At 41.9% G+C, this 12,663-nt stretch carries 13 protein-coding genes; 1 reads left to right on the top strand and 12 read right to left on the bottom strand.

The window, feature by feature from the left end; all coding sequences use genetic code 11:
• Window positions 1–26: 26 nt before the first annotated feature.
• From BUB11_RS00270 to metG, 4 genes are all read right to left on the bottom strand, one after another.
• Window positions 27–1,202 (bottom strand): resuscitation-promoting factor, encoded by a 1,176-nt coding sequence (locus tag BUB11_RS00270; RefSeq protein ID WP_073026925.1) that lies wholly within the window; start codon window positions 1,200–1,202, stop codon window positions 27–29.
• A 72-nt stretch (window positions 1,203–1,274) separates the two neighbouring features.
• The gene (locus tag BUB11_RS00275) at window positions 1,275–2,204 is read right to left on the bottom strand and encodes a G5 and 3D domain-containing protein (protein ID WP_073026927.1); all 930 of its coding nucleotides are present in this window, start codon (window positions 2,202–2,204) and stop codon (window positions 1,275–1,277) included.
• A gap of 67 nt (window positions 2,205–2,271) precedes the next feature.
• Window positions 2,272–3,036: a TatD family hydrolase gene (locus tag BUB11_RS00280; RefSeq protein ID WP_073026929.1), complete on the bottom strand. Its 765-nt coding sequence runs from the start codon at window positions 3,034–3,036 to the stop codon at window positions 2,272–2,274.
• Window positions 3,033–4,982 carry a methionine--tRNA ligase gene (gene metG / locus BUB11_RS00285; RefSeq protein WP_073026931.1) on the bottom strand — a complete coding sequence of 650 codons (1,950 nt, stop codon included), beginning with the start codon at window positions 4,980–4,982 and terminating at the stop codon, window positions 3,033–3,035. Before metG ends, BUB11_RS00280 begins: the two co-directional genes overlap by 4 nt.
• A 219-nt stretch (window positions 4,983–5,201) precedes the next feature.
• Here metG and BUB11_RS00290 point away from each other — a divergent pair, with 219 nt between their 5' ends.
• Window positions 5,202–5,480 carry an AbrB/MazE/SpoVT family DNA-binding domain-containing protein gene (locus BUB11_RS00290; RefSeq protein WP_073026933.1) on the top strand — a complete coding sequence of 93 codons (279 nt, stop codon included), beginning with the start codon at window positions 5,202–5,204 and terminating at the stop codon, window positions 5,478–5,480.
• Window positions 5,481–5,596: 116 nt separating this feature from the next.
• Here the strand turns inward: BUB11_RS00290 and rsmI are convergent, their stop codons facing one another.
• The 8 genes from rsmI to BUB11_RS00330 form a co-directional block, all read right to left on the bottom strand.
• Window positions 5,597–6,433 carry a 16S rRNA (cytidine(1402)-2'-O)-methyltransferase gene (gene rsmI, locus BUB11_RS00295; RefSeq protein WP_073026935.1) on the bottom strand — a complete coding sequence of 279 codons (837 nt, stop codon included), beginning with the start codon at window positions 6,431–6,433 and terminating at the stop codon, window positions 5,597–5,599.
• A 50-nt stretch (window positions 6,434–6,483) separates the two neighbouring features.
• Window positions 6,484–6,789 (bottom strand): initiation-control protein YabA, encoded by a 306-nt coding sequence (locus tag BUB11_RS00300; RefSeq protein ID WP_073026937.1) that lies wholly within the window; start codon window positions 6,787–6,789, stop codon window positions 6,484–6,486.
• Complete coding sequence (locus tag BUB11_RS00305) at window positions 6,786–7,595, bottom strand: PSP1 domain-containing protein (RefSeq protein WP_073026939.1); 810 nt, start codon at window positions 7,593–7,595, stop codon at window positions 6,786–6,788. Before BUB11_RS00305 ends, BUB11_RS00300 begins: the two co-directional genes overlap by 4 nt.
• A complete protein-coding gene (locus BUB11_RS00310; protein ID WP_073026940.1) occupies window positions 7,588–8,466 on the bottom strand; it encodes a DNA polymerase III subunit in 879 nt (292 codons plus the stop codon). Before BUB11_RS00310 ends, BUB11_RS00305 begins: the two co-directional genes overlap by 8 nt.
• A 29-nt stretch (window positions 8,467–8,495) precedes the next feature.
• Window positions 8,496–9,920, bottom strand: a complete 1,425-nt coding sequence (locus tag BUB11_RS00315) for an aminotransferase class I/II-fold pyridoxal phosphate-dependent enzyme (RefSeq protein WP_200797848.1) — start codon at window positions 9,918–9,920, stop codon at window positions 8,496–8,498.
• A gap of 139 nt (window positions 9,921–10,059) precedes the next feature.
• Window positions 10,060–10,317, bottom strand: coding sequence for a sigma factor G inhibitor Gin (locus tag BUB11_RS00320; protein ID WP_073026944.1), 258 nt, complete (start codon window positions 10,315–10,317; stop codon window positions 10,060–10,062).
• Window positions 10,318–10,345: 28 nt separating this feature from the next.
• Entirely contained in the window at window positions 10,346–11,575 is a 1,230-nt protein-coding gene (locus BUB11_RS00325) for a Ger(x)C family spore germination protein (RefSeq protein WP_073026946.1), read from the bottom strand.
• A complete protein-coding gene (locus BUB11_RS00330; protein WP_073026948.1) occupies window positions 11,572–12,663 on the bottom strand; it encodes a GerAB/ArcD/ProY family transporter in 1,092 nt (363 codons plus the stop codon). The genes BUB11_RS00325 and BUB11_RS00330 overlap by 4 nt, the downstream gene beginning before the upstream one ends.

Raw genomic sequence — 12,663 nt, forward strand, 5'->3', positions numbered from 1 at the left:
ACGCGAAGGCCTCTTGCAGAAACAAGTTACTGAACATAAACCGTAACGGTACGCACTCCCCATGACAGTGCTTCTTGCTTGGAATCCATGTAAAGGTCGATACGATCCCCTTTGATGGAACCTCCGGTATCTAAAGCTCGAGCAGAACCATAACCCTCTACATATACTGATTTTCCTAAAGGAATGACTCTAGGATCGACTGCAATAATTCCTTTACTAACGGATGACCCTGTGGCTGTTTTTCCTCCAGGCATACAATAAGCAGATGCTTTCATGACATAAGCTCGCTTAAAACTGAAGGTACTGCCGCCCCTTGAAATTGTAGTTTGAGCACCACGCGAAACGATTTGGTTAGTAGGAGGTTTAACCACTCGTTGACCGAGTATCTCACGGTCAACCTCTTTTCCATCCTCAAGTGTTAGTCTGATCGTCTGCTCTTGAAGGCCGTTAGATCCACGACTGACAAGTCTGTCTGGTAACCCAACTGGGTAATCTGCCGGCTGAGCAACCGTTTGAAAGGGAATTTCGCTTTTCACCGTTTCAATATGGTTTGAAACCCGTACCACGTTCAACTTGTCGTTAGGCTCTAACATATGGTCAAGAGCTAAGGAAACTTTATCCTTAGTACCTAAGGTAATACCCAGCTTTTTAAGCGTATCAGCAACAGTCCGCGGAGCTAGATAAGTATCATACTTCTTGCCGTCTGCACTTACTTGAATAGGGATCGCCCTAGACACCTTAATATCCATGTCATTAGTTACTGATTCTGAACGGTCTGCATTGACTTCATCTACCTCTTTAATGTCCAGTGCATAACGTGCCGATAATTCGCTAAGAGCCTCTCCTACAGATTCTTTAGCTGTTCGTGTATTGAATATTTGCCCATCAACTGAGAGCTGAACTGGAACGCTGCTTGTTACATCTACTGTCAACTCATCTGTAACCTTAGTATCTCTTGAAGGACTTACAATATCTTCTGGATAAAACTCAATTTTCGATGAATGCTCAAGAGCCTGCCCCACCGTTCCAAAGATTGTGCTTATACGCACTTGTTCCCCATCAATGTTAGCATTGATAGTTTTTACATTGTATAGCACTGTTACGATTGCAATCAAGCAAATAGTGAATACGGTAACGACAATTTGAGCAATACGAGATGTCCGAACTAAGGTCAATACCTGAGTTGGATTCTTCTGAAACATTAAATCCCTCCAAAATGCTGATAACAACTTCATTTTAAGGCATAAGTAGTCAGTTGTCAAAATTTATTTCCATTATGTGGAACCTAGGATATGAATTTTGACTGGCTTTCGTCCCCAGTCAATACATTGACGAAAGGTAGAGAAAAACACATCAATCCTATTCCCGCGAATACTTCCACCTGTATCGGCGGCTATGGCATATCCATATCCCTCCACATAGACCTGGCTTCCCATAGCGATCACTTTGGGGTCAACAGCTATTAAGCCCTCTCTAGGCTTGACACCTGTAGCCGTATTATTACCGGTATACGTATAAGCCGTCGCTTCAACACTCAAAGTTTTATTGATGTTCAATTTCGTTAAATCGACATCAACCTTAGTAGATCCCGGACTGGAATTTTGAATAATAACTTTCTTCTTTGGAATAGGTTGGGTGTTTCGAATAATTACCTCTTTCTTTGGTGCTTTGAGCTCAAAGAAGGACTGCACTTGCTGATCAACGGGTTGTCCACCAACCTTGAACGTCTTTACGACCTCACGTCTGGTGCCCTTTTCCCCTTTTACCTGGATTTGACTCTTACCTGGGGGAAGTTTATCCGACTCTACATATTGCGTGTCAAAAGGCAGTTCTTTATCAATTATTTCGATCTTACTTGTCACCCTTGTTTCGATTTCAGCGCTTAGTGCTTCTTGATAATCCTGAGTCGAACTTCCAATACCTCGACTAATTTGTCCTTTGTTAGTTAAACCTTGAACTGCTAGACCTTCACTGCTCACTTTTCTTACAGGCGCCCCTTCTATCAGTTCATCCTTTCTTACACTGTCTATACTTAAGGAATTAACTAATTGCAGTGACGGCTTAATTGTTCTCCCGACATCCGGATCATTTAATGACGAATACCTCGTACCAGCGACTAAAACTGCCAAGCTTCCAAAGTACGCACTCCATAACTTAGTTTTGCGCCAATAATCGGAATAAGTAGTAATCGGCAAAGAATACATTTTACCCCTCCTTATCAAAACCTATGAAATTCCCTAAAAAAAAAGAACCTTCCGCAACGAAGGTCCCTTAAACAAGCTTAAAAACGCTTTCCGCATTGTGCATAGTGTGAAATGCTGTATCCTCAAAGCTTAGATTTTTAATTTCTGCAAGTTTCATTACAACTTCTCGAACATAGGTTGGTTCATTGCGCTTTCCACGTCGCGGCTCTGGCGTCAAATATGGGGAATCTGTCTCCACGAGAATCCGATCTATTGGGGCTTTCTTTGCTACTTCGACTGTATGTCGAGCATTTTTGTACGTCACTGGTCCGGCAAAAGAGAGATAAAATCCTAGTTTTAAGAGTATCTCTGCCATTTCCCAAGATCCGGAATAACAATGGAATATCCCTCCATATAGAGGAGGATGGGCCTTAACAATTTCCAAGATATCATGATGCGCATCACGATCATGGATAACAATTGGTAAGCCGACTTCATTCGCTAGCTTTATCTGTTGGATAAAGACCTCTTTTTGAACAGGGCGTGGAGACAGGTCGCGATAATAATCCAGCCCAATTTCACCCCAAGCCACTACTTTGGGTTGCTTAGCTAACTCTAGGAGCTTTTCCCAGGTTTCCGCTGTCACCCCTTCAGCATTATGTGGATGTACCCCTATCGCCGCATAGATAAAATTATAGTCTAGTGCTAACTTCACAGATCGTCCGGAGGAAGGGAGGTCATATCCTACATTCGTCACCCGAGAAATCCCCGCCGATTTCATGCGAGTTACGACTTCTTGGAAATCATCCGCATAGCTGGGGTCATCTATATGTGCATGCGTATCCCAAATCATTTGACCCGCGCCCCTCCGGGAAGCTTTTTGTTGATGGTGATAACTTCCAACACTTCCCCTTGTGAGGCCGCTAATATCATGCCCTGTGATGTAATTCCCCTTAGTTTTGTAGGTTTTAGATTAGCCACCAGGACAATGTATTGATTTACGAGATCATCCGGGGAATAATGTTTGGCAATACCAGAGACTATCGTGCGTACTTCTCCAGCTACTTCAACTTCCAACTTCATCAGTTTATCTGTCTTTTCTACTTTTTCTGCGCTCAGAACTTTCCCTACACGCAAATCTATTTTAGCAAATTCATCAATGGTGATTTCTCCTTTAATTGGCTCAAATTCAAATTCCGGTGCCTGTAAACTCTCTGGGCTCTCATTTAGATTTTTGTCCACCGTTGCCGTCTCCTCTGCTGTCAAATACTGTGCTAAATCAATTCTTGGAAAGAGAGGTTCACCTTTTTGGACCTTTATACCTGCTTCTGCTATGCCCCATTGATCCGCCTCTTCCCATCTGATCAGCCTTTCATCTTTGCCAAGGAGCTCACAAATTTTAGAGGGTATCCCTGGCATAAACGGAGCAGTCAAAATTGCCATAATTCGAATACATTCTGCAAAGGTATAGAGAACAGTATCTAAGCGCTCTTTTTGTTCCTCATGTTTAGCCAATGCCCACGGAGATGTCTCATCGACATATTTATTGCATCGTGCCACAAAACGCCAAATTTCTTCAAGAGCACTTGCAGGATCGCACCTTCTTAAACTTCCATCGACTGCCTTTTTAACCTCAGAACTCAGAGCTTTCAATTCCAGCTCCAGCTCCCCATCTTGACTTGGACGAGGAATTATCCCATCTCGATACTTGACAATCATAGCTAAGCTTCGGGATACAAAATTACCAAAATCATTAGCCAAATCACTATTTATACGTTCAACCACATTATCCTCTGAATAGGTACCATCAGTTCCTGCTTGCATCTCACGCAATAAAAAGTAACGTATGGCATCAGAGCCATATCTCTGGATCAAAGCAAAAGAGTCCTGTACATTTCCACGGGATTTAGATATTTTTCCACCATCTTTAGTCAAGTACCAGCCATGACCATAGATAACCTTAGGGAGAGGAATATCGATAGCCATAAGAATAATCGGCCAAATGACCGCATGAAAACGAACAATATCTTTCCCCATAATATGCACATCGGCCGGCCAAAAACGTTTATAGTTCTCTCCATCAGGGTAACCCAGCGCAGAAATATAATTTATCAAAGCATCAAGCCATACATAAACAACATGTTTTGGGTCAAACGGCACTTTAATCCCCCACTGAAATGTGGTGCGTGAAACACAGAGATCCTCTAAACCACCTTCAATAAAACGCAGCATTTCATTACGTCGAGAAACAGGTTGGATAAATGCTGGATGCTCTTCGATATACTTTAGCAAGGCACCTTGGTACTTTGAAAGACGGAAGAAGTAACTTTCCTCCTTCAGCAATTCCACTTCTCGGCCGCAATCAGCGTTAGGACATTTTCCATCAATTAATTTATTTTCCATCCAGAAGGTTTCACAAGGAGTACAATACCAGCCTGAATACTCAGACTTATAGATGTCCCCCTGTTCAAACAGTTTAGTAAAAATTCGTTGTACAACTACTTGATGACGTTCCTCTGTTGTTCTAATAAAGTCATCATTAGAAATATCTAAAGCTTGCCACAACTCTTTAAAGCGTTCTACTACCCCATCAACATAAATCTTAGGTTCGGTATTATTGGCTTCCGCGGTGCGGACAATTTTCTGTGCATTTTCATCCGTCCCTGTTAAGAAGTGTACTTGATCCCCCTGCAATCTATGATAACGAGCTAAGACATCTGCTGCAACTGTTGTGTACGCAGTTCCGATATGGGGGCTGGAATTTGGATAAAAAATTGGAGTCGTTATGTAATATTTCACGTTTAAGTCTCCCTCTCAAATATCTTTGTAAATAAAAATTCATATTCGTCAAGTCTGCCCATGATTAAGAATTAATATGTGAGCAAAAGTAAATTTCTGTATAGGCTAATAATACCACGAAAATGTTTTAAAAAATGGGTTGACTTTATATGGAACGATTGGTATCATAAGTCTGTAGTTTTGTGTCGAATGTTGTTGTAAGGGAGTGGGGGAATAATGATGAAATCAACTGGAATCGTCAGAAAAGTAGATGAACTTGGTCGTATTGTTTTACCGATAGAGCTTCGCCGCACTTTAGGTATTGACGAGAAAGACGCCTTGGAAATCTATGTAGATCAAGAAAAAATCATTCTCAAGAAGTATGAGCCTGCTTGTGTATTTTGTGGTAATGCCAGTGATATCCAACTTTTCCACGGCAAAAACGTCTGCAGAGAATGCGCTGTTGCCATGGGAGAAAATGTGGCCGCCAGTACAGAATCAAGTTCAAAAGCCGTATAATTTCATACTAAGTACATAGATGACTGAACTATTATTAATTCAGAATCTACTGAAGGCCTAAGGGCCTTCTTTTTTTATGGCCAGCTCTCCATTTTCTAAAGTTGCATACATTCATCTTACATTTCCCCGTCCAGCAGTGCTTGGTAAACCTCTGATTTTCTTACCCCATAACGTTTTGCCACTTCTTTCATGGCCTCTTTCTTACTTAATCCTTGATTAACTCTTTCATTAACCTCTGAGCGCCATTCTTCGGGGCCTCCTACGGGTTTAATAGGGATATATGGCGCAATGATAATACAACACTCTCCACGGGGCTCAGACTTCTCGAATTCTTCTTTCAACTCTAAAACAGTCCCTCTATGCACTTGCTGATGCAACTTTGTTAACTCACGCACCACAGCTGCCGGGCGATCTCCAAAGTACTCTGACATCCCTTGCAGTGTTGCTACCAATCGATGAGGTGCTTCATAGAATATTTGAGTCTGTGTAAGATTTGCCAATTGCTCCAGGCTTCGTTTCTTTGCCCCGCTTGACGACGGAAGAAATCCGTGAAAAGCAAAATGCTCGGTGGGCATTCCTGATAAAACTAAAGCTGTAAGAGCGGCATTAGGTCCAGGTAAGACATCGACAGGAATATTTTCAATCAGACAAAGACGTATAACCTCAGTTCCTGGATCAGAAATTCCTGGTAAGCCTGCATCAGAAATTAGTGCAATCGTTTGACCACATTTAAGCTTTTCAACCAGTTCCAGGGATTTTTTCTTCTCATTGTGTTCGTGATAACTAATCATGCGAGTATTAATCTGGTAATGTTGCAATAGTTTCCGAGAATGACGTGTATCCTCCGCCGCAATTAGGTCTACTTCCCGCAACGTATCCAACACCCTCAAGGTAATATCTCCTAAATTCCCGATCGGAGTCGCACAAATATATAATGTACCTTTCGCTAACATGCCTTCGACTCCTTGTATTTCAAAGTTCTCAGGGTACTCCCATGCCTAAATTAATCCTTCCTCAGAAAGCCCATACAGAATAGGCAATCCCCTTCTAATGGTTGACCAAAATGAAGGTGACAGACGTGGAAACCTTCTTGATATAGACGGACAAGATTATCATGGCCTACCCCTTGAATGTGCTCAGCATTAGCAATAACACGTTCGGTCTCTTTTTCAGGCAGAGTACACTCCCGCCTTAACTTAGTATTTTCATCCTCTAATGCTTGAACATAGGGTTTTAAGCGGCTTACTTCTTCAAGCAGGGAGCGCAATTTCTCTTCCACTTCTGTAAGGGCCTGTGTCAATTGGCTCATACTTTCTCACTCTTTTCTTTGGACTTTTCCCCTTTCCTGTTACGTTGCGGTTTCCCGTCAGATTTAGAAAGAACACTTTCTGCACGGGTATTATGTTCGTCCGTGACTTCTATTACTTTATGCCCAGCTTGAGGATTTTGCCGCGAACAATGGTCTTTATCCTCAGACCTATAGCAGCCATTTTCATACTTTAGGCAACACATAAGACGCCCGCAAATTCCAGAGATTTTGGTTGGATTTAAAGAGAGCTTTTGGTCTTTAGCCATGCGAATTGAAACCGGTTCAAAATCTCCTAAGAAAGAAGTGCAACAAAGAATTCGTCCGCACGAACCAACTCCTCCGAGCATCTTAGCTTCGTCACGCACCCCAATTTGGCGGAGCTCAATACGCGTCCTAAAAATTGCTGCTAAGTCCTTAACCAATTCTCTAAAGTCTACTCGCCCTTCTGCCGTGAAGGAAAATATTATCTTATTTCCATCAAACGTATATTCAACATCTACCAATTTCATTGGCAAATGGTGTTCCGAAATTTTCTTTAGGCAGATTTGAAAAGCATCTTTTTCTTTAGTTCTATTCTGTTCTACAAATAATTCATCTGCCATCGTTGCCTTACGCATAACCTGCTTCAAAGGCAGAACCACTTCTTCGTCTGCAACTTGACGAGAAGGGATAACCAATTCCCCAAATTCGATACCCCTTGCTGTTTCAACGATTACCTTATCTGATACAGCAAGTGTAAGGTCTCCTGGAGAAAAATAATAAATTTTTCCTGCGTGTTTAAAGCGAACACCTACGACCTCAATCACAGCCAGCCCCTCCTTGTTGAAATAATTCTAATGCTAACACTTCAATCACTAATCTCGGATTAGCTTGTTGTCGCAGTACATCGATCGCTTTCCCAATTGCCAAAAATTCATACGGACGAATCGTACCATTTTTTATCCCTTCCTGAGCTTGTACCGCCATTACCTGTAAGCAAAGAAGGGCTTGGTTCTTATCAATCGGGAAAAGAGCAAAGAGTTTTAGAAAGTCTTCCTCTTCAACGGCAGTGCGAAATTTTCCTACCCATTCTTGGAGCCACAATACGCCATGCTGAAGAATGTCCGCCGCTAAATTCTGATTTCTCCCGCTTAAACGAAAAGCGAGAGATGCTTCCTGCTCATCCACCTCTGCTAATCCCCTTAACCAACTTTCTTCGGAAAGATTGGGGAAGAATACCAGCTGAGCACGACTTTGAATTGTAGGCAATATTCCTTCTGCATTTTCAGCACATAATATAATTACGGTACGCTCTGGTGGTTCTTCGATAACTTTTAACAGTGAATTTGCTGCCGGCAATGTCAAGGTATCAGCTTGTTCAATGACAGAAACTTTATACTCACCCTCATAATGCTTAAGGTACGCCTTTTCTTGCCAGGCAAGAACTTGCTCAATTCCGATAGTTGCTTTAAGCGGTTTCAACCATGAAACATCTGGATGATTGCCGCTAAGGATCTTGCGACAGGTTGGACACTCTTGGCACGGCCCCTCTGACCCAGCGTTAGGGCAGTTTAAAATCTGCGCCAAGCGGAGAGCCACCTCTCGTTGATGAAGTGCACTTCCTCCGTGAAACAGTAAGAGATGCGCCACTCGGTTTTCACGCGCTGCTCTCTCTAAAAGAGCTAACTGTAGTTTCATAAGGTTGGAACAATCACCATCTTCATCTCTTAATCCCCCTCAACTATCCATATTGTTTGGCTCTCGAAGCCATCCCACCCTTGCCATTGTCCTTCTTTGGAGGCAAGCAACATACATAGTGCCTCATAAGTCATTTCTTCACCCATTACAACCGCTGGAATTCCAGGAGGATAAAGCGAAATTGTTTCTCCAATAATATGACCCAAACTCTCCTTAAGAGGGATTTTACGTTTGCGAGCAAAGAAGGCATCCCGTGGAGAGAGAACGGGATTTGGCAAGGTCGGAATTTTTCCCTGTACTCTTTCCCATCGCTTTTTCGATTCGGAAAAGGCTAGAGAAGATGCGAAATCTCTTAAACTTTCTAACCCTTTCGTAAGCAATCGGACATCCTCAGGAGTATTTCCGATGCCTAACATAAACAGAATGTTTTCCTCATCCCATAATTCTGGTTCAATTCCAAAATCTGCTCTAAGGTATTCCACACAGCGAGGGGCTGAAACTCCCAGTGGACGTGTATTAATAAGAATCTTTGACCAATCCACTGCGTGAATGCCAAAAGTTCCGACATCCTTTGAACTAAGAATTCGAAAACAAGTTCCTACTTTTCTATGAAGATCATCGACTTCTTCTTTAAGACTTTCCCAGCGCCATAATTCCAAAGCCAATTCTCCCGCCCGTTCTAATGAAGACATAAGCAAATAACTCGGGCTTGATGACTGCAGGAGCTCCAGACTTTGTTTCAGACGGGTTCGACTAATCCTTGTTCCTTGAACATGCAACATAGCTGACTGAGTCAAGGAACTCAATGTCTTATGACAGCTATTTAAGACAAGATCTGCTCCAAGCTTTAAGGCACTCGTTGGAAATAGCTCGCTAAGATAATGTGACCCATGTGCCTGATCAACGAGAATCGGTGACTTAGAACCTGAATTCATTCTTTCTGTCAATAATCCGCTTAAGTCAAAAGCCGTTCCATAATAACTTGGATACGTGACATGACAGGCAGAAACCTCATGCCACAAAATCTTTTGCTTCTCCAAATTAATTCCTAACGAAAGATTAAAATCCGGATGGACTATTGGCATCACATAATCTGGCTTCAATCCACTCAAAACTAAAGCCGACATAACAGAACGATGGCAACTTCTTTCCACAACAACTCGTTTATCAGCAGTATCTTTTAAAGCGAGAAACATAGCTTGATTGCCAACTGTCCCACCATTAACAAGAAAAAAGGTTTCTTCTGCTCCAAAAATCTCCGCTGCTTTTTTCAGGGCCTTAGCAATAATCCCGCTTGGAGAATGAAGCATGTCAAGGCCCGGCAGTTCGGTTAAGTCAAAACTCACAAAGTCGAAATCATTAAAAAACTCCTGTCGACCTTTATGGCCAGGAGTATGGAAAGAGCAAAATCCTTGTTTATGATAATGGCTCAATCCCTCTCCAAGATCACCCACTGAACAATGAACCTCCATTTACCCCTTAATGTACGACCTATAGTTTACACATGGTATTCCTTATAGTTTAACATGAATTAGAAAAATTTTCATCCAAATGGTAATCTGTTGCAGTAAACATTTAATTAATGCCTGTATTTTAATAAAAAATACCTTTAATTAAAAATAAGAATTCTTGGTATTCCGGAGAGTCCGGTTCCGCTGTGAAAAGTTCTTCCTGGCAATCCGAACAAAAAAACATCCCCTGTACTCTAAAGCCGTCATATAAGCCCCTTTTCGGAACCTGTGTGCAACGATAACACGCGGGAAGGAGCTTACCTTCGTTCGGTACGATCCTTTCAACTTTCTCAGGGTTTTCTGAAGGGCTTTGAGTTCGGGTCTGGCTTGTCTTAATCATTATATATTCCCCCTAGTTACTTCTACCCCTATTCTTGCCCCTCTCCCCCAGAATTAGTCGCGCTGCTGCTTGACATTCCGGAATGATGAATAGTGACTAGTACCTCTAAAGAAATTGGAAAATCTGCAATCTCTGCTTCCCATTGATCCCTTATGGTTTTCCAATACTTTGAATTTTTCTGTTCAATATGCCTCCCTATTCCTAAAAAATCAAGCCCTAACTCTCGCTCCTTTTTGATTGAACTATTGCATTCTTTCTCAATTACCTTGGCAAAGTCTTTTTCTGCCTGTTTGACTAATTCTACCCACTCCGGCCCCGATAGTTGTTTCTTAAGTCCCATAATTTCATCAATCGCAATACTTGTCTTGATTTTGTATTGTAACTCCATTTTGTCATTATTAGCTTTAACTTTATACTTTGTACTGGATTCTATCACTTGCCCTCCAAACTTTATGCTGTTTTCTTCAAGATCCACAGTATTAATTAAACGATGTACAACATCATTTTCCAACCACATATACCCTTTGGATTCTTCATCAGTCAGAAAGTCAGCCAAGTAATCCCCGCGCATAACTCCTGCACCTTGTATCCGTATCTCTCCCGCCTCATCTTTAACATCTGTTTTATATTCAACGCCCTCCCCTGTCTTTACACTCTCAACTACGGGAAAAATCGGTGCCGTACTTTTTTCGCCCAAAATAGTAAGGTAATGCCCTAAACGTACTGTTGGGAAGACTGATATTTCATCCCCGCCTTCAATGTTACTTTTAATTGCCATGGCTGGTAACAGCCCGGAGCGTAATTTTAAATTTAAAAGATCTAGAGCTTTTCCTTTAGCTAATACTATGTACATCGATCGACGAAATTCAGCATAACGTTGTGCAAAATCCAATACATTATTGAAATCACCTGATTTTGCAAAATCCTCGCCAATGATTATCACCTTTAATGAACCCATAAACGGTGTTCGATAAGCGACTTTAGAAAACTTCTCGAAAGCTTCCCTGGAACTTGAAGCCTCAACGCTAAATGTCCGGTCCTCAATCTCTGCACCTGATGAACTGTCTTTTTTAGGCCGGGCAAATTGTTCTGTAACTAGAAAAGTACCAGGTTTTTCCCCCTGATCAAACCCTATACCTAACAAAGGAGCCAAATCCTCTACTTCTCTCTTTCCCCAGCATCCTGTCAAAAACAAAAGGCAGGCAATAATGCTCAACCTTAGAATAAATTTGTGCTCTTTTCTCCTATCGGTTTTCATGAAATACCAGCTCCCTTCCAGCGCGAGATTCCCCAAAGGGTAAGTATCCATACGGATGCAAAAGGGAGAATCAAATAATTATCAACAAGTCCAATTTCCATAACTAAGTCCGGTCCTCTTGTAAACTTAAATGCAATCCCCATAAACACGACTCCCACTCCAAGATTCCATTTTAATCCCTTCAAATTGAAGACGGTTTCTAAGCCCCAAGTCACCGTAAAAAAAAAGGCACCGACCTTTATAATCAAGGCCCCCAACCAAGCTCCTAAAAATACAGATTCAACTCCGGCAACGGTCCGGCTTATTTCCACCATCTTCCCCAAGACAAGTAAGCCATACACTATTCTTACAGTTTCTTCAGGTCCAAAAATTAAAATTTGAGTTAAGACAACCATCATATTTAAAAATCCCACCAAAAAAACTCCACGCCAAACCCCTCTCTTCAATTGGGCAAGCTCTCGTTTACCAGTAGGCAGAAATACAAGGATTCCCGCTAAGAAGAGAATATATTCCATCGCAAACGGTGCTACTTTGAGCCCGCCCCAAATGACAGGCTTTATTCCCTCGCTTAAAATAGGCAGAAGTTCTCCTTGTTCCATTCGCGAAATAGAGAGCCCCATATTCAGTACCAATGCAATAATAATCAAAGGAAAAAGTATTTCTGAGAAGCGCGAAAATACTTCGATCCCTGACTTAACCAAGTAAAATACTAGTAGAATTCCTCCGAGGTAGAACATTCCAATCGGGGTTAAGGGCATAATAGAAGACTGATAGATATCCCCAGCTTGCCCTAGCAACAGCCCCCCAAAGTAACACGTGATAAAAATATAAAGTACCCCCGTAATTTTACTAATCCATTTTCCTAACAATATTTCTGAAATCTGCAGTAAGTTTTTTTGCGGATGCTGTTCCAGCAACGAAAGAACCATTAAGCTGTATGGAATTCCAACAGCGAAGCCCGGCATAACACTCATCCAGCCGTCCCGACTGGCGACCTCTGTCACAATCGAGGCTATTGGAAGAAATGTTGTACCCATAAGTACCGCTGAGCTTAAAACCACGAATTGATGTGAGGAGATTCTTTCCAT

It is taken from the genome of Desulfosporosinus lacus DSM 15449 (assembly GCF_900129935.1).
GTDB lineage: Bacteria > Bacillota > Desulfitobacteriia > Desulfitobacteriales > Desulfitobacteriaceae > Desulfosporosinus > Desulfosporosinus lacus.

Bases quoted from the DNA above. Each gene is read 5' to 3' on its own strand.
- BUB11_RS00310 (WP_073026940.1), bottom strand. From the start codon at position 8,466: ATGAAACTACAGTTAGCTCTTTTAGAGAGAGCAGCGCGTGAAAACCGA.
- BUB11_RS00325 (WP_073026946.1), bottom strand. From the start codon at position 11,575: ATGAAAACCGATAGGAGAAAAGAGCACAAATTTATTCTAAGGTTGAGC.
- BUB11_RS00300 (WP_073026937.1), bottom strand. From the start codon at position 6,789: ATGAGCCAATTGACACAGGCCCTTACAGAAGTGGAAGAGAAATTGCGC.
- BUB11_RS00320 (WP_073026944.1), bottom strand. From the start codon at position 10,317: ATGATTAAGACAAGCCAGACCCGAACTCAAAGCCCTTCAGAAAACCCT.
- BUB11_RS00330 (WP_073026948.1), bottom strand. From the start codon at position 12,663: ATGGAAAGAATCTCCTCACATCAATTCGTGGTTTTAAGCTCAGCGGTA.
- BUB11_RS00275 (WP_073026927.1), bottom strand. From the start codon at position 2,204: ATGTATTCTTTGCCGATTACTACTTATTCCGATTATTGGCGCAAAACT.
- BUB11_RS00280 (WP_073026929.1), bottom strand. From the start codon at position 3,036: ATGATTTGGGATACGCATGCACATATAGATGACCCCAGCTATGCGGAT.
- rsmI (WP_073026935.1), bottom strand. From the start codon at position 6,433: ATGTTAGCGAAAGGTACATTATATATTTGTGCGACTCCGATCGGGAAT.
- BUB11_RS00270 (WP_073026925.1), bottom strand. From the start codon at position 1,202: ATGTTTCAGAAGAATCCAACTCAGGTATTGACCTTAGTTCGGACATCT.
- BUB11_RS00290 (WP_073026933.1), top strand. From the start codon at position 5,202: ATGAAATCAACTGGAATCGTCAGAAAAGTAGATGAACTTGGTCGTATT.